Origin of the sequence: Paraburkholderia sp. RL17-383-BIF-A (assembly GCF_046028015.1) — a bacterium.
Taxonomy (GTDB): Bacteria; Pseudomonadota; Gammaproteobacteria; order Burkholderiales; family Burkholderiaceae; genus Paraburkholderia.
Genome location: NZ_JARESR010000004.1, coordinates 272080 through 286838, shown reverse-complemented (window position 1 = coordinate 286838; position 14759 = coordinate 272080). Strand labels below are relative to the sequence as shown.

Annotated in this window: 19 protein-coding genes; 10 read left to right on the top strand and 9 right to left on the bottom strand. The window is 58.1% G+C overall.

Going from position 1 to position 14759, the window contains the following annotated elements; genetic code table 11:
- The 4 genes from P0D71_RS07030 (at position 1) to P0D71_RS07015 (ending at position 3093) form a co-directional block, all read left to right on the top strand.
- Complete coding sequence (locus P0D71_RS07030) at positions 1 to 1296, top strand: multicopper oxidase family protein (RefSeq protein WP_408181464.1); 1296 nt, start codon at positions 1 to 3, stop codon at positions 1294 to 1296.
- A gap of 63 nt (positions 1297 to 1359) precedes the next feature.
- Positions 1360 to 1710, top strand: a complete 351-nt coding sequence (locus P0D71_RS07025; RefSeq protein ID WP_408181466.1) for a copper-binding protein — start codon at positions 1360 to 1362, stop codon at positions 1708 to 1710.
- 67 nt (positions 1711 to 1777) lie between these two features.
- A complete protein-coding gene (copC, locus tag P0D71_RS07020) occupies positions 1778 to 2152 on the top strand; it encodes a copper homeostasis periplasmic binding protein CopC (protein WP_408181468.1) in 375 nt (124 codons plus the stop codon).
- The gene (locus P0D71_RS07015) at positions 2152 to 3093 is read left to right on the top strand and encodes a CopD family protein (protein ID WP_408181470.1); all 942 of its coding nucleotides are present in this window, start codon (positions 2152 to 2154) and stop codon (positions 3091 to 3093) included. The genes copC and P0D71_RS07015 overlap by 1 nt, the downstream gene beginning before the upstream one ends.
- A gap of 257 nt (positions 3094 to 3350) precedes the next feature.
- Here the strand turns inward: P0D71_RS07015 and P0D71_RS07010 are convergent, their stop codons facing one another.
- The 4 genes from P0D71_RS07010 to P0D71_RS06995 are packed head-to-tail and all read right to left on the bottom strand — an operon-like array spanning position 3351 to position 6981.
- Positions 3351 to 5588, bottom strand: a complete 2238-nt coding sequence (locus P0D71_RS07010; protein WP_408181472.1) for a copper-transporting P-type ATPase — start codon at positions 5586 to 5588, stop codon at positions 3351 to 3353.
- A gap of 20 nt (positions 5589 to 5608) precedes the next feature.
- A complete protein-coding gene (locus P0D71_RS07005; protein WP_095417087.1) occupies positions 5609 to 6265 on the bottom strand; it encodes a methyltransferase family protein in 657 nt (218 codons plus the stop codon).
- Positions 6249 to 6497, bottom strand: a complete 249-nt coding sequence (locus tag P0D71_RS07000) for a DUF2933 domain-containing protein (protein ID WP_408181825.1) — start codon at positions 6495 to 6497, stop codon at positions 6249 to 6251. Before P0D71_RS07000 ends, P0D71_RS07005 begins: the two co-directional genes overlap by 17 nt.
- Before the next feature lie 31 nt (positions 6498 to 6528).
- Complete coding sequence (locus P0D71_RS06995) at positions 6529 to 6981, bottom strand: hypothetical protein (RefSeq protein ID WP_408181474.1); 453 nt, start codon at positions 6979 to 6981, stop codon at positions 6529 to 6531.
- A gap of 390 nt (positions 6982 to 7371) precedes the next feature.
- On the opposite strand from P0D71_RS06995, the gene P0D71_RS06990 reads away from it, so the two are divergent.
- Genes P0D71_RS06990 through P0D71_RS06980 form a run of 3 tightly spaced genes read left to right on the top strand, consistent with a single transcriptional unit; the run spans position 7372 to position 9337 of the window.
- The gene (locus P0D71_RS06990; protein WP_408181476.1) at positions 7372 to 7992 is read left to right on the top strand and encodes a LemA family protein; all 621 of its coding nucleotides are present in this window, start codon (positions 7372 to 7374) and stop codon (positions 7990 to 7992) included.
- Entirely contained in the window at positions 7989 to 8837 is an 849-nt protein-coding gene (locus P0D71_RS06985) for a TPM domain-containing protein (protein WP_408181479.1), read from the top strand. Before P0D71_RS06990 ends, P0D71_RS06985 begins: the two co-directional genes overlap by 4 nt.
- A 2-nt stretch (positions 8838 to 8839) precedes the next feature.
- Positions 8840 to 9337: a TPM domain-containing protein gene (locus tag P0D71_RS06980; protein WP_408181481.1), complete on the top strand. Its 498-nt coding sequence runs from the start codon at positions 8840 to 8842 to the stop codon at positions 9335 to 9337.
- Positions 9338 to 9509: 172 nt separating this feature from the next.
- Here the strand turns inward: P0D71_RS06980 and P0D71_RS06975 are convergent, their stop codons facing one another.
- Positions 9510 to 9680, bottom strand: coding sequence for a hypothetical protein (locus P0D71_RS06975; protein WP_408479555.1), 171 nt, complete (start codon positions 9678 to 9680; stop codon positions 9510 to 9512).
- 335 nt (positions 9681 to 10015) lie between these two features.
- Between P0D71_RS06975 and P0D71_RS06970 the strand changes: the two genes are divergently transcribed.
- On the top strand, positions 10016 to 10849 hold the full coding sequence (locus P0D71_RS06970; RefSeq protein ID WP_408181483.1) for an H-NS family nucleoid-associated regulatory protein: 834 nt from the start codon (positions 10016 to 10018) through the stop codon (positions 10847 to 10849).
- A 64-nt stretch (positions 10850 to 10913) separates the two neighbouring features.
- Here the strand turns inward: P0D71_RS06970 and P0D71_RS06965 are convergent, their stop codons facing one another.
- From P0D71_RS06965 to P0D71_RS06955, 3 genes are all read right to left on the bottom strand, one after another.
- Positions 10914 to 11174 carry a hypothetical protein gene (locus P0D71_RS06965; RefSeq protein ID WP_408181485.1) on the bottom strand — a complete coding sequence of 87 codons (261 nt, stop codon included), beginning with the start codon at positions 11172 to 11174 and terminating at the stop codon, positions 10914 to 10916.
- Between the two features lie 53 nt (positions 11175 to 11227).
- Positions 11228 to 11536 carry a hypothetical protein gene (locus tag P0D71_RS06960; RefSeq protein WP_408479554.1) on the bottom strand — a complete coding sequence of 103 codons (309 nt, stop codon included), beginning with the start codon at positions 11534 to 11536 and terminating at the stop codon, positions 11228 to 11230.
- A gap of 460 nt (positions 11537 to 11996) precedes the next feature.
- The gene (locus tag P0D71_RS06955) at positions 11997 to 12929 is read right to left on the bottom strand and encodes a lysozyme inhibitor LprI family protein (protein WP_408479553.1); all 933 of its coding nucleotides are present in this window, start codon (positions 12927 to 12929) and stop codon (positions 11997 to 11999) included.
- 261 nt (positions 12930 to 13190) lie between these two features.
- Here P0D71_RS06955 and P0D71_RS06950 point away from each other — a divergent pair, with 261 nt between their 5' ends.
- Entirely contained in the window at positions 13191 to 13577 is a 387-nt protein-coding gene (locus P0D71_RS06950; RefSeq protein WP_408479552.1) for a hypothetical protein, read from the top strand.
- Positions 13570 to 14046, top strand: coding sequence for a DUF2846 domain-containing protein (locus P0D71_RS06945; protein ID WP_408479551.1), 477 nt, complete (start codon positions 13570 to 13572; stop codon positions 14044 to 14046). Before P0D71_RS06950 ends, P0D71_RS06945 begins: the two co-directional genes overlap by 8 nt.
- Positions 14047 to 14136: 90 nt before the next feature.
- On the opposite strand, the gene P0D71_RS06940 is transcribed toward P0D71_RS06945, so the two are convergent.
- A complete protein-coding gene (locus P0D71_RS06940; RefSeq protein ID WP_408479550.1) occupies positions 14137 to 14757 on the bottom strand; it encodes a hypothetical protein in 621 nt (206 codons plus the stop codon).
- Positions 14758 to 14759: the final 2 nt, after the last annotated feature.

Here is a 14759-nt window from a genome sequence, read left to right as displayed (position 1 = left end):
ATGGTGTCACGTCGAAAATTTCTCGGCAGCTCGGGGGCTGCGCTGCTCGGAGCAGCATTGGTGAGCAAGGCAGGTGCTGCGTCGCTGCCGGAGGCGCCCACGATGGCCAAGGCCACCATGCAACCGCCGCTCACACCTCCTAACGGCCGTCCGTATACGCCTGTTGCCACGCTGAACGGCTGGTCGCTGCCGTGGCGCATGAAAAACGGCTGGAAGGAATTTCACCTGACTGCTGAGCCGGTTGTGCGCGAGATGGCACCGGGCATGAACGCAAATCTTTGGGGTTACAACGGACAGGCCCCAGGTCCAACCATCGAAGCAGTAGAGGGCGACAAGGTCCGTATCTTTGTGACCAACAAGCTGCCGGAGCACACCACCGTCCACTGGCACGGGATGCTGTTGCCTTCGGGCATGGATGGTGTTGGAGGGCTCACGCAACCTCATATTCCCCCAGGCAAGACTTTCGTCTACGAGTTTCAGCTCGAGAAGCACGGAACCTTCATGTATCACCCGCACGCCGACGAAATGGTGCAAATGGCGATGGGCATGATGGGGACCTTCATCGTTCATCCGAAGGACCCCGGCGTCATGGCGGTTGACCGCGACTTCGTGTTCATTATGTCCGCGTACGACATCGACCCGGGCAGCTTCACGCCACGTGTGAACGAAATGACGAACTTCAACATGTGGACGTGGAATTCGCGGGTCTTTCCCGGTATTGACCCATTGCCGGTGCGCGCCGGCGACCGAGTGCGTATCCGGTTCGGCAATCTGACGATGACCAACCACCCCATCCACCTGCATGGCTATCACTTCGAGGTTGCGGGCACGGATGGCGGATGGATTCCGCCGGCCGCACGCTGGCCTGAGGTGACCGCCGATGTCGCGGTCGGCCAGATGCGTGCCATCGAATTCACGGCGAACCGGCCCGGAGACTGGGCGTTTCACTGCCACAAGTCTCACCACACGATGAACGCGATGGGCCACTCCGTACCGAACCTGATTGGCGTGCCGCAGAAAGACCTCGCGAAGCGCATCAACAAGCTCGTGCCGGACTACATGGCGATGGGCAGCACAGGCGGTGCCATGGGCGAGATGGAGATGCCACTGCCCGACAACACACTGCCGATGATGACCGGTACTGGCCCGTTCGGCCCGCTCGAAATGGGCGGAATGTTCACCGTCGTGAAGGTACGTGACGGATTGGGGCGCAAAGACTATCGCGACCCGGGCTGGTTCAAGCATCCCAAGGGGACGGTTGCCTACGAATACACCGGCGAGTTGCCGGATAGCTGATTTTCTGTCTCGCCGGACTTTGCGGTCCAGCTCAACTTTTTATTTCAACGCAGGAGAAGAGTCATGAAGAACGTATTTGCATCGATTGCAGTTAGCTGCGCCCTGGCGATTTCGGGCTCGGCCTATGCGGCTGGCGAAATGGGCAACATGGACATGGGCAGTAGCGGAGCAAAGCAGGCTGGCGAAGCAAAGGCTGGCATGTCACATGGGGAAATCAAGAAAGTCGACGCCGCAGCCGGAAAGCTGACTATCAAGCATGGCCCGCTGGAAAATCTCGGCATGGACGCCATGACGATGGTGTTCAAGGTCAAAGACCCCGCCATGATTTCGCAGGTCAAGGTCGGCGACAAGATTGATTTTGTGGCCGAGGAAGTGGACGGAGCACTGACGGTAACGAAGCTGCAGAAGCAGTAACGAATCGCGGGGTGTTGCCATGAAATACCGGCAACACCCGCCTGGACCATCGAGGATGCGCAAGCACATGAAGACTTTTACTCGCAAGCAACTCTCAGGACTTGCTACGGCTACCGCCATCGCCTTAGCACCGGCTGCAGCGTTCGCACACGGGAGGCTCGAGGCTGCCGTCCCGGCCGCCGGCAGCACACTCGAAACCACGCCGGACTCGCTACGATTGACCTTTAACGAAGACCTTGAGTCGACCTTTAGCATGGTTAAAGTGTCCGACTCAACCGGCCAGGCCGTAACAAAGGAAAAGGCAAAGGTCGACGCCGCCAACCCTCGCGTGCTGACCATTGCTCTTCCGAAGTTAGCGTCCGGGACCTACTCAGTCCAGTGGGCCGTGATGACGCATGACGCCCACAAGACCAAGGGTACGTACGGCTTTCAGGTGAAGTGATGAACGATGGTCTCCTTGGCGTCTCGAGGCTTGCCTTCGTCGCCCTGCAAAACCTCGGCTTTGCAATTGTCGTCGGCGTGTTGATTAGCGACCGATGGCTCGCGCGCCAAACATCCTCGTGGCAGGTGAGCGTTAGACTGCGGCTTGTCAGCGTCCTGCGTGTCGCATCTGTCGGCGCGCTGCTGTCTAGCACGTTCGCCTTCTGGATTCATTGTGCGTTGATGAGCGAGTCTGCACTTCCTGAGGCGGGACCCGCTGTCCGCTCGATGCTAGTTGAGACCGGGTTCGGTCACGCATGGCTGGTCGGCGCTGGACTGATGCTGTGCGTGGTTATTCTTTCGTTTATCGAGACAGGGAAATCAATCTGGTTGTCTCCGGTCATCTGGTTGGCCCTGGCCGGCGTCGCGCTGGCGCGCAGCAATGGAGGACACCCAGTCGATGCTGGCCTGTTCAGCCTGCCGGTGTGGGTGGACTGGCTGCATTTGCTCGCAATCAGTGTCTGGGTAGGGCTCGTGCTGGTAACCACTTACGTTGTTACGCCGCGCGTTTTCAATGCATTGAGTACCGAGCGTCTAAACAGCGCAGCATATATCCAGTCATTGTCGGACGCGGCGACGCTGGCGCTCGTTATTCTCTTCGTTACGGGCGCCTACAACGGCTGGCGTGGAGTCAGGTCGCCTGGAGACCTGCTGCAATCGGTCTATGGCCAGGTGCTGTTGATGAAACTCGCTCTGGTGTTCGTCGCTGCAGCGCTCGGTGGGCATAACCGCTTTTTCGAGATGCCTAGACTGCTTGAATCGCTGCGGAGCGCTTCGCCAGCGTCAGCGGTAGGACCTCTCAAACGGTTTGCCGTCGTCTTGCACATTGAATCGGTAGTACTGACCGGGGCACTCGTCACTGCTGCGGTTCTTGTTTCCAGCCCACTGCCGGGTACGACGTAGCTGGTGGCAGTGCACTGTTCCCTGCGTCCACGCAGATGGCCATCGCCTTAGCTCAAAAAAGGCTGCCTAACGCCCCGATTGACTTCGGCTAACGGCCATCTTTTACGGGACCCGGCAACACGTCCGGGTCTTCCTTTTATGTTCTCGCGCAATCCGTTCCTCGTCCGATAAGTCTTGCGCAGCGCATGCGGCGCTTGGTCGAACGAAGCTGTTCAGACGAGAGCCCCGTCCCTACGCTTCGCGGCTGCATGCCTATGCTACGTACGGGCGCCCCGCAAACGGAGCGCATTTCCAATCACGGATACCGAGCTCAATGCCATCGCCGCGCTCGCGATAATGGGGCTTAGGAGGATGCCCAGCCACGGATACAGGACACCCGCTGCGACGGGAATTCCAATCACGTTATACGCGAACGCAAAGAAGAGGTTCTGCCGGATATTCTTCATTGTGGCGATGCTCAAGGTCCTGGCCCGCGCGATGCCCCGCAGGTCGCCCTTGACGAGTACCACGCGTGCGCTGTTCATTGCCACATCTGTACCAGTGCCCATTGCAATTCCGACATTAGCCTGAGCGAGAGCGGGCGCATCGTTGACACCGTCGCCCGCCATGGCGACAACATGACCTTGCTGCTGCAACTCCTGGACGTGCTTGTATTTGTCCTGAGGCAGTACGCCGGCCTTGACGCCGTCGAGCGCCAGGGATTTTGCCACCGCGTTGGCTGTGATGGGATTATCGCCGGTCAGCATGATGATTTTGATGCCGGACGCCCGCAGCAACTGAACTGCCTCCCGTGTTGTGGCCTTGACCGGGTCAGCCACGCCGATATAACCCGCGAGCCTTCCGTCGATGGCGAGATACATGATTGTCTGACCGGCTTGACGCAGCCGGTCCACGTCTGCTCCTACCGCAGTGCAATCGACTTGCGCATCGTCCATGAGCACTGTATTGCCCAACAATGCGACCCGGCCGTCAATCCGGCCGCTCACGCCTTTGCCCACGACTGCTTCGAATGCATCAACGGGCTTTGTCGGCACCTTGTTCTCCTGCGCCTGCGTGACAATAGCCTGTGCCAATGGATGTTCACTCGGCCCTTCAAGACTGGCCGCATAACTCAGTACGGACAACTCTGACTGGTCCGCCAGCGCCACAACGGTTTGCACGCGCGGCTTTCCTTCAGTGAGGGTACCGGTCTTGTCGACCACCAACGTATCCACTTTCTCCATCAATTCGAGAGCCTCTGCGTCCTTGATGAGAACGCCCTCTTTAGCACCGCGCCCAACCCCTACGATGATGGAGACAGGCGTTGCCAGGCCGAGTGCACACGGGCACGCGATGATTAGAACGCTGATAGCGACGACCAACGCATTCGCGAGCGCCGGCGCTGGCCCTATGACAGCCCAGACGACGAACGAGACCGCCGCGCAAGCCATAACGCCTAGCACGAACCATCCTGACACCTGGTCGGCCAGTTTCTGGATGGGAGCACGGGAGCGGCCAGCGTCGGCAACCATCTGCACGATTCTCGCGAGCAACGTATCCGAGCCGACTTTTTCTGCTCGCATCAGAAAAGTTCCGGTCTGATTGACCGTCGCGCCGGTCACCGTGCTTCCAGCCGCCTTTTCTGATGGGATGGACTCCCCCGTAATCATGGATTCGTCGACGCTGGAACCGCCGGTTGTGACGACGCCATCTACCGGTACCTTCGAGCCAGGTTTTACGCGGAGTATGTCGCCGACAGCGACCGCCTCGAGAGGGACGGCTTCTTCGGTTCCGTCAGGCCTCACCCGAATCGCGGTATGTGGCGCGAGGTTAAGCAAATCCTTGATGGCACTCGAGGTGCGTGACCGCGCGCGGAGTTCAAGCACTTGCCCGAGAAGAATGAGCGTGACGATAACGGAGGCGGCTTCGAAATACAGCGGCAACTCGTGCCCGCGTCGGAATGCATGCGGCAGCGTGTCGGGAAAGAACAGCGCGAACAGGCTGAAGCCGTACGCGGTGGCCACGCCGAGTCCAATCAGGCTGAACATATTCAGCTGCCACGTCCTGAATGAATTCCAGCCGCGCTCGAGGAAAGGCCACCCGGCCCACAGGACGACCGGCGTGGCGAGTACCGCCTGGACGCACTGTGCCCACGATGCGGGCATCCAGTGTGGCAGAGCCAGGCTGTCTCCAATATGGTTCACGAGCGCGCCAAGGTCGTAAGACGAAACCATCGGACCCATGGTCATTACCAGTAGCGGTATTGACAGCGCAAGCGCGACCCAGAAGCGGTGCGTCATCGACTCGAGTTCGACGTTCCGCTCCTCTCCCGCGAGCGGAGTCACAGGCTCGAGTGTCATACCGCAAATCGGGCAATTGCCCGGTGCCGACGCTCGTATCTGAGGGTGCATCGGGCACGTGTAGACGACGCCCGTCTCGCCTTTGCGTTGGACTTCAGACACTTGATTGGAGCCGATGGGGACTGGGCCAGCGGCGTGGGCGTGCGATTCAGACATTAAAAGGCCTCCGCGACGCGCTATTGGGCGTGTGCAGTATCGCTGCTGGATAGCTTTGGGACGTACCGAGGTGTATGTGCTGCGTAATCCCGCCACGCCTCACCGAAACGTAACTCCGAATCACGCTCTTCTTGCCGCGCAAGGTGCATGTACATCGCAACCAGAATCGGGAACATGACAAGCGTCACGAGTGTCGGCCACTGGAGCAAGAATCCGGTCATGACGATGACGAAAGCGACATACTGAGGGTGTCGGACTTTGGCGTACGGACCCGTTGTCGCCAATTGGCCTTTGCGCTGCGCTTCGTAGAGAACATGCCAGGACGTTGAGAGCAGGTAGAAGCCGCCGAAGATGAGGGCGAAACTGGCGAGATGCGGAAACGCAAGGTGTGGGTTGCCATGCTGACCGGTCATCGTCCACCAGAGATGTCCTGAGTCGTGGTTCAACAGGTTCACTTTCGGAAAGCGGTTCTGCAACCACCCGGACAAAAGGTAGATGGTGAGCGGAAAGCCGTACATCTCTGCGAACAGCGCAACCACGAAGGCCGAGAATCCGCCGAACGTCCGCCAGTCGCGTGCGGTATTGGGCTTGAAGAAGCTGAACGCGAAAATGATGAAGATGAGGGAGTTGATGGCAACCAGTCCCCACAATCCATATCCACTAGCTGGGTCGTTCATCATGACCTCCCTGCGGGTCTGAATGTTGCGCCTCGACCTGCGTTCCATGGTGATGTCCGTGATGCATAAAGAGGTGCATCAGTGGGCACGCGAGGAAGATGAGATATGGCAATACGCCAAGAAAATGCGCGCGGTGTTCGGAGAACATGAAAAAGGTGGCCACGGCCGCAAATCCCATCAATGCGATGGCGCCACGCGACTTCCAGAACGGCGGTGTTTCCTGAGCAGACATTTTCACATTGAATTCGTCGGCACCTGCACCGTCATTTGGCGGCTGGCGCGTTTTCGATGGACTGCCTGTCCATCATCATGGTCATCATCATCTGCATCATGTCCATGCGCTTCTCCATCATGTCGTGACGCATGCCGTTCGGGCCCATGCTGCCGTGAGGATTCTTCATGCCGTTCATCATGGCCATGCCCTGCTGCATGGCCTGCATTTGTTCATCCATCAGCTTTGCCCTTTCTTCAGGGGTCTTTGCCGCCATCATTCGCTCGTGTATTTCCTGCATCTTCTTCATTTGAGCGTCGGCGTCGCTAAGCGATTTTGGCTGCGCCTTCGACGCCTTTGCGCCTTGTGAAGCGCCCGCGCCGTGGCCGTGAGCGTCAACATCCGGTGATGCGCCTTGTGAGAGAGGCGAGCCGAATGCGAGTAACAGGGCAACGACTGCCCCAGCAATGGATGCGAGAGTCGATGTTTTTTGTTGGCTGTTCATGATTTTTCCCCGAACTATTGGTTGCATACCATTTACTCTATCGACGCGCATGCGGACCCGATTGACCTAGCTCAAGGAACATACGTCGCGGCTGGGAGGCATGTTTGTCTGAAGGTTGATACAGGGTCGTTGCACCGCGCGACGGTGCTTGGCCTCTCTGCGGAGGTCAGGATGCATGCGGCTTTCGTCCTGGCCCGGCCCATCACCTCGGCAACGCAGATTCTGGTAACCGGGGAGGATTCCGGAACGAACTTGACCTGCGTCAATCGCGGTCGAACGGTCAGGCGTAGGTTGAAAGTGCCGTCGCTGACAGGTTGGAGGCCGTACGTCTGTGGGGACGGGCCGCTAGAAGAATTAAAGCGAACGCAGACTGACGACAGGAACACTCCAATGCGCGCAATGTTGACGTGGTTGATGACGGTAGTCGTGCTGGGAATCTCCGGCTGCGGCTACAACGCTATCCAAACTCAGGACGAACAGGTGAAGGCCAGCTGGTCTGAGGTATTGAATCAGTATCAGCGTCGCGCCGACCTAATTCCCAACCTCGTGAATACAGTCAAAGGCTATGCGAGCCAGGAAAAAGAAGTGCTTATGCGTGTGACGGAAGCCCGCGCGAGAGTGGGTTCGGTGCAGGCAAGCCCGGAGCTTATCAACGACCCGCAAGCATTTGCGAAGTTTGAAGCGGCGCAAGCCCAGTTGACAAGTTCGCTATCAAGGCTGCTGGTCGTGTCAGAGAACTATCCGCAATTAAAGTCCGACGCAAATTTCCGCGACCTGCAGGCGCAACTCGAAGGTACCGAGAATCGCATTACAGTTGCCAGAAACCGGTACATCAAGGCTGTTCAGGACTACAACACTACGGTGCGGTCGTTTCCGTCCAACCTGACGGCGAGTGTCTTCGGCTATAAGGAAAAGCCCAACTTCTCTGTGTCAAATGAAGCCGAGATTGCCCGGCCTCCGCAGGTCAATTTCGATACAGCGCCGAAGCCGGCGAGTGGAGTGACCAATTGAACATCCTGAAAGCAGCGAGGGTTCTGCTGCTCGCGCTCATCCCATTCTGCTCGTCTGTCGCCAGCGCGGACGTCGCGATTCCGGCGCTGACCGCGCGCGTCACCGACGAGACGGGCACGCTCACCAGCGAGCAACGGTCCGGGCTGGAGCAAACCTTGCAGGCGTTCGAGAACAAAAAGGGGAGCCAAATCTCGGTGCTCATCGTCCCCACCACTCAGCCGGAAACCATCGAGCAATATTCGATACGCGTCGTTGAACAATGGAAGCTTGGGCGCAAGCGTATCGACGACGGCGTGCTGCTTATCGTCGCAAAGAACGACCGGACGCTGCGTATCGAAGTGGGCTATGGCCTCGAGGGCGTGCTTACCGACGCCACCAGCAATCGCATCATCAACGAAGTGATTGTCCCAAGATTCAGACAGGGCGATTTTTACGGCGGCATTGAGGCGGGTGTTGACAGCATCATGAATGTCATCAACGGCGAGCCTTTGCCGCCGCCAGATAAAAATGCGAACGGTACCGCCGGGAAATTCGGAGGTTACTTGCCTATCCTCTTCGTGCTTACCATGGTAGTTGGTGGTGTACTTCGCTCTCTGCTGGGACGCCTGCCTGGCTCAGTCGTGACCGGCGGCGCCGTTGCGGGCATCGCATGGCTGTTGTCCGGAACGCTCTTTGTCGCTGTCGTCGCCGGCGCGATTGCACTCGCGTTTACCTTACTCGGTAGCGGGCTCGGTGCCTACGTCGGAGGGCGTGCTATCGGTGGACTCGGGGGCGGGTCGGGCCGGACCACCTTCCGGGGTGGTGGCGGCGGGTTTGGTGGTGGCGGCGCTTCGGGAAGATGGTAGCCATGGACATCAAACGCGTCGTGAGACACCTGTTCATGAGCCGCTGGCACGTGAACCTTGCCTTTCCTCCCAAGACTCTGCGCGCAATCGAAAAAGCGGTTCGGGAAAGCCACAGAGCACATATAGGCCAGGTCCGATTTGCGGTCGAGGGTGCGCTTCACATCGGTGTGCTGCTGAAGGGGATGTCGGCAAGAGAGCGCGCGATTGATGTCTTCTCGGAGCTTCGGGTCTGGGACACTGAGCACAATAACGGCGTACTCATCTACCTGCTGCTCGCGGACCGCGATGTGGAGATAGTCGCGGACCGTGGTGTGCACAGCAAGGTGCACGCTGCAGAGTGGGAAGCCATCTGCCAGAACATGGAGGCAGAGTTTCGGAGCGGGAGGTATGAGACAGGCGTGCTGCGCGGTGTGGAGCAGGTAACAGAGTTGCTGAGGAGGCACTTTCCGGCTCAACGGGATACGCACAGTGAATTGCCGAGTAAGCCAACTGTGTTGTGAGCGTCCACCAGCATCCGCACGGCCGCATCTATGGCAATTTGAATTGCCTGGAGAATCATCGAAGACGACTTCGACCGCAAAGATGCTTACCTTCCGAAATACTTGACCGGCTGTCGCGATGCACGGTGCCGCGGCGGTGAGTGCGCGGGCATCGGGTCGAAACCGCCAAAGGTTAAAGAGAAGCTTGCAACGCAACGACACTTCCATCAGAACCGTAAATCTCACCATCGTCGCCCTGCACCCGAGCGCCTAGTTTCTGAGCGATTTTCCACATCTTACTAAGAATGGCGACATCGGGATTCTTGACGACAACATTACCGGACCGGAAATCGAACCACGCCATGTTTCCGTTAGCCGTGCTGCCGCTATATAAGGTCCAGACGGCTAGCCGCTCGCTGTCCACACGCCGCGCATTTCCATCGGGCAGCTTTGCCTCAGCATAGCCATCGAGCCGTATTTCGTCATCCGTATCTATAAAAGACTTCCACTCGTCAAGACCGATTTCAGGCTCGTCGACGAACCAGTTCTCTTTGCGCGTGATGTGAAGGTCGTATCCCGTTTCGGAGGTGGCTCCGGCTTTGATTTATTTAGTAACCTGACGGCACCGATGCACTCATAGCTTCGAGCGCGCGACCGTGGCATAGTGCGGTCAATTTATCAACGACAAAGGGAGCTTATATGGCGACACTCGAACAAATCCAGGCTCGGTTAAAGAAGCTGCACGCTCAAGCCGAGGCATTGCTTGCAAAGAAAGCGCAGGACGCCATCGACCAAATCCGCGACATCATGCTGAAGCATGGTTTAACGACGGCAGACATTGAAGCCAAGGCGTCGGCAAAGCGAGTGGCGAAAGGGCTGAAGGTCAGCACCGCTGCTGGCAAGACGAAAATTGCCGATGTCACCAAGACTAAAGCTGCGCCGAAGTATCAGCACCCCAAAACCGGAGCGACATGGACTGGTCACGGCCGCGCGCCGGCCTGGCTTGCTAACGTTAAGGACCGCAGCAAATTTCTGATTGCAGCCGACGCTGACGCGACCGTTACGACGACCGCAGGTGTTGTGAGCAAAGCGAAGGTGGTCGGCAAGAAGACGGAGGCGAAGACAGTCGGTGCGACTTCTACCCAGGGTCAGCCGAAAGGTCCGCAGCCGGCTAAGTATCGCGACCCGAAGTCCGGCGCGACCTGGAGCGGACGTGGTCCGGCTCCGACATGGCTTGCCGGTGCGAAAGACCGGACGAAGTTTTTGATTGCTGGCGCTAATGCAGCGGCCGATGTGAGTGCTTCGACGGAGACGAAACTTTCGGCCAAAAAGGCAGTTGCCAAAAAAGACATCGTCAAGAAGGTCGCAGCGACAAAGACCGCACCGACGAAGAAGGTTGCGGCCAGGAAAGTGGTTGCCAAGAAGGCCGTGAGCGCGAGGGTACCTGCGAAAAATGGGCCGCGCCAGAGCGTGGCCCTGCCAGCTCCGGTGACCTCAGTCGAGTCTGGCGCCGAGATTACGTCCTCAACGTAATTGGCGGGTGCCCGGTGGAACCAGAGAGTTGCCGGTCCACCGGGCACCCCGCGGCGTCGAAGTCCTATTGTGGCTGTGTTGCCTGACGTTGAGCGGTTTGCCGTTGTGCCTGCTGCTCGGCTTGCTGTTGAGCGTGCTGCTTCGCCAGATGCCTGCCGACCACGCAGCCACCGACCGCGCCAACTACAGCGTGGTGCCCCGCGTAATGTCCCGCGACTCCGCCCACCACGGCTCCCTTGAGACAGCCTGCAGCGTTTGCCGTGCCTGCAGTCGCGAAGGCGAGCGTCGTTGCAATCAAGGCGCCTCTTATCAAGCTGGCTTTCATTCAAAGATACTCTGAGGTCGGATTTTTCGGATGTGGCGCCTTCAGGCGTCGTTTCAATATCCCCGCCATTCACGTTCGCGCCACTCATGTTCACGCCATTCCTGGCGGCGCCATTCACGCTCGCGCCATTCTCTTGCCCTCCAGTCGTCGTCACCGCCGTACACCACCGCGACTGGCGGCTGGCCGTATATGACCGGTGGTGGTGGCGGAGCATAGACCACCGGTGGTGGCGGTGCGTACACTGGCTCTGCCGGCGCATAGATTCCGACCGGGATGCCGACGCCTACGCCTATGTCCACGTGCGCCGACGCCGCGGCGGACGCAGCAAGACCGAGTGCAGCCCCAACGAGTTTGCTATTCATTTTTCCTACTCCCCGCACGCATAGCGTGTCGCATCAGTGAACATGGCTCGAAGTCTAGGAGGGGTTGTTGCGCATAGGTGAAACGGCGCTGCGAAATTGGTAACACCGAGTTACCAATGTTTGAGCCAGTTCGGGGTGGGCCGTCAAGGGCTCAGTGGCGTCGCGTGTTGTCTGAGCCTATACCGCAGCAACGCTCACTTTGCATATGCTTAGCGCTTCGCCCTCTTCTGCTTTTCCGCTAGACCATCGTTGCCGTCGTCCAACTCATCATTGAGTTCACTAACACAAGTCTGGAGCGCCTCCGTCTCCATGGCCAGATTTCCAAAAGTGGCAGCCACACTCGCTTTATTCCGCGATAGGCACCCATCCATCAGCGCGTCGGGCCGGCCGACTGCGCTGATGCGGGACAAAAAAAGACCAGCACAGCGCGGGTCTCGTTGTCGACGCTAAACGCTGCTCTTCATTGGAACTGTGAAGGTTTCGACAGGTGGCTGCTGACAGCCTCGAGGTCGTCGATACGGCTGCGGTATGCCTGTGCCAGGCAATCGGCCGTGGAGCAGGCATCACGTTCCTTTTTGCGCCAGTCAATCTGGTCGGCCTTCAACTGCTTCTTGTCCCCAGTCAGGTCCATTTGCCGCTTGTACGCCTGACTCAGTTCAACATCGAGCGCAGAGAGCTGCGGCGAGCCGCAAATCAAACGTTCCGGACCGGTGGAGACCTTCGAGCAGTCGAAGCTGGGTGCAAATGCTGTCGGCTGCACAGCGGATGAGTTGTCGGTCGCGGCTACAGGGACCGTCGGCGCAGGTGGTGCTTCCAGAGTGGCGACCGGCGCGGAGACTTTCGTCGGCTGAGCCGCTTGCTCGTCACGTTGAGCCGCCTGATTTTCGGCTTGGGTTGCTTGCCGTGCGGCAGGCGCTTGCTGCGTAGCGGCGGCCGTCGCCGTTTGAGCCGTGTTTTCGGCCTGCGGGGGCGTCTCCAGACTTGCAATGTGATTCAGGTCGTCGGTCGAAACCTTTCGAACGAAGCTGAAGTCGTCCTGCGTGCCGTCGTGCAGGGTCAACATCAGGTGGAACGCCGACTTATCGGTATTCCAGATTTGGCGAATAGTCCACACGGCCGGCTTGCCCGTGGTCGCAACAACGATGTTGAAATTGACCGTGTTGTTTTCATTGTCGATTGCACCGACGGTGACGGGGACGAACGTGTCGTCCATCAACATTCTGACCTTCTTGTCTGCATACTGCAGCGTCATCAACCCGTTTCCGGTTTTCTCTTTCCATACGCCCGAGATATCTTCGAGCAGAGAAGGTTCTGCCTGCCTTTTCTGTTCTCCGCATCCGAGAATGCACAGCATCGCAATAGCAAATACAGCGGCCACTATCCGTTTAAACATAATCGTTTTCCTTTTTCTCTATGGTCTCTTCGCAGCGGTCTCTCAAGCCCGCCAGCGCACGGGACGATAGCATGAATGCGAGCAAAGTCTTGCTCCGGCAGCTCGCCCTCAAGGCGCAGCGGCACCCTTGAACGGCAAAGCAACCACGAGATGGCTTGAGAACCGCAGCTCTGCTCTTGTCCCTCACAGAGTCGATGTGCCTTAAGTTTTTCCCAGTGGTGCCGATATCAAGTCGCCGGACACTATAGGGAAACGTCAACTGTGGTCACCAAAGCCGTTTTCGTCAGCATTGCTGCGCTGATGCTTTGCGCATGCGCTCCCTCGATACCGGTACAGGGCACCGAGCTCGTACCGGCAATCGCAACCCAGCAACGCGTTCGGGTGACCAGCTCCGTCAACGTCAGGCTCACGTCGGGCTATTCGCGCACGGTGCGTAGCGGCTCGTTATGGCAGCCAGTGGGGACGATTGCTCAGGGAGTCGTTCTTAGGCCGGTAGGCGATGTGTTCACCATCGAAGGTCGTCAGGTTCACGAGGCGTATCTGGTGATGAAGACAGACGTCATAGTCGGCTTTTTCCTGCCCGGTGAGTCGCACTTTTCACCCCTTGAACCACCACAACCCATAACAATCGAGAGAACCGATGAATAAGTTGCTAAAAGCGTTAGTAACCAGCGCCTTCGCGACGCTTGTCGCATCCGGGTGCGCAAGCGGTCCTCAGTACAAGGAAGTCGCTTCGTCTATTCCGACGTTGAAAGAGGCCCAAGGCCGAATCTACTTCTATCGTTCGAACTCTATGTTTGGCGCCGCCTTGCAGCCGAGCATCAACCTGAACGGCACACAGGTCGGCAAATCGCAACCGGGCGGATTCTTCTATGTCGATGAGCCCGCCGGCCAATACGTCGTTTCGACCGCCACTGAGACCGAGAAGACTGTGTCGTTCAAGCTTGATGCGGGCGAAACGAAATACGTTAAGACCAGCGTTGGATTTGGATTGCTTGTCGGTAGGATAATTCCGTCGCTCGAGTCACCTGACGAAGCCGTGAAGAATCTTGAGGACTTGCATTACGTCGCGGCTCAAACCACGGCAGCGGTGCAGCAAGCCGGCGCGAGCAAATAAAAGGAGGGAGTCCGCGGTCACGTTCTAACATTGGCTGCGTGCCCCCCGCGGCATTGCAGCTAAGCAGAGGACGGGCGCGGACCTAAGAGCTTAGAACGGCCCTCCCATTCGCGGCGTTCCGCTCTGGGCGGGGGCTTGAGACAACTCCATCGTGTACTCGTATTTGAGTACACGTTGTAGATACTCACTCATGGACACAGTCTTCACGCCTCGGGATTTGGATACTCCGATTACTGAGGCGTAAGCTGACGGGCTAATAGTGCCACTACTTCTACCGTCGGACCGTTTGAATTCCAATAGTTCACGCAGATAGTTGTCGAAGTTTTCCTTCGACGAGCCTGCATCAAAGACCGCGCTGAGAGGCTCCAACTCCTTCCCTGAGAAGTATGTTCGTGCGACGAGACGCAGCGATGGTTTTCCAGTGTTTTCTTCGCTGACCTCGTCCCCATAGACGATGAAGTGATGTGCGTCATAATCGCCCAGCTTCTCTGCAGCCTGCTCGAAGTTCACAAATTTCTTTTGCTCTGACGAGAGTGCGTCAAAGCTTCGCTTGAACTCAATAAGGAGCAGCTTTGAGTCGCTCGCGAAGATGCCGTCGCCAGCGCGTTCTTCGACGCCGGCAAGCGGCGCAGCAAAGTCGACAAAAGTTGCGGTCTGCAGGACGAATGCGTACTCAACCGTCTTCTCCCACCACGTGATTGATGTGGTCATTG

Excerpts from the sequence above, each read along its gene's own strand:
- P0D71_RS07010 (WP_408181472.1), bottom strand. The coding sequence starts at position 5,588 with ATGTCTGAATCGCACGCCCACGCCGCTGGCCCAGTCCCCATCGGCTCC.
- copC (WP_408181468.1), top strand. The coding sequence starts at position 1,778 with ATGAAGACTTTTACTCGCAAGCAACTCTCAGGACTTGCTACGGCTACC.
- P0D71_RS06965 (WP_408181485.1), bottom strand. The coding sequence starts at position 11,174 with ATGAAAGCCAGCTTGATAAGAGGCGCCTTGATTGCAACGACGCTCGCC.
- P0D71_RS07015 (WP_408181470.1), top strand. The coding sequence starts at position 2,152 with ATGAACGATGGTCTCCTTGGCGTCTCGAGGCTTGCCTTCGTCGCCCTG.
- P0D71_RS07005 (WP_095417087.1), bottom strand. The coding sequence starts at position 6,265 with ATGAACGACCCAGCTAGTGGATATGGATTGTGGGGACTGGTTGCCATC.
- P0D71_RS06945 (WP_408479551.1), top strand. The coding sequence starts at position 13,570 with ATGAATAAGTTGCTAAAAGCGTTAGTAACCAGCGCCTTCGCGACGCTT.
- P0D71_RS06990 (WP_408181476.1), top strand. The coding sequence starts at position 7,372 with ATGCGCGCAATGTTGACGTGGTTGATGACGGTAGTCGTGCTGGGAATC.
- P0D71_RS07000 (WP_408181825.1), bottom strand. The coding sequence starts at position 6,497 with ATGTCTGCTCAGGAAACACCGCCGTTCTGGAAGTCGCGTGGCGCCATC.
- P0D71_RS06995 (WP_408181474.1), bottom strand. The coding sequence starts at position 6,981 with ATGAACAGCCAACAAAAAACATCGACTCTCGCATCCATTGCTGGGGCA.
- P0D71_RS07025 (WP_408181466.1), top strand. The coding sequence starts at position 1,360 with ATGAAGAACGTATTTGCATCGATTGCAGTTAGCTGCGCCCTGGCGATT.
- P0D71_RS06940 (WP_408479550.1), bottom strand. The coding sequence starts at position 14,757 with ATGACCACATCAATCACGTGGTGGGAGAAGACGGTTGAGTACGCATTC.
- P0D71_RS06980 (WP_408181481.1), top strand. The coding sequence starts at position 8,840 with ATGGACATCAAACGCGTCGTGAGACACCTGTTCATGAGCCGCTGGCAC.
- P0D71_RS06975 (WP_408479555.1), bottom strand. The coding sequence starts at position 9,680 with ATGGCGTGGTTCGATTTCCGGTCCGGTAATGTTGTCGTCAAGAATCCC.
- P0D71_RS06970 (WP_408181483.1), top strand. The coding sequence starts at position 10,016 with ATGGCGACACTCGAACAAATCCAGGCTCGGTTAAAGAAGCTGCACGCT.
- P0D71_RS07030 (WP_408181464.1), top strand. The coding sequence starts at position 1 with ATGGTGTCACGTCGAAAATTTCTCGGCAGCTCGGGGGCTGCGCTGCTC.
- P0D71_RS06955 (WP_408479553.1), bottom strand. The coding sequence starts at position 12,929 with ATGTTTAAACGGATAGTGGCCGCTGTATTTGCTATTGCGATGCTGTGC.
- P0D71_RS06960 (WP_408479554.1), bottom strand. The coding sequence starts at position 11,536 with ATGAATAGCAAACTCGTTGGGGCTGCACTCGGTCTTGCTGCGTCCGCC.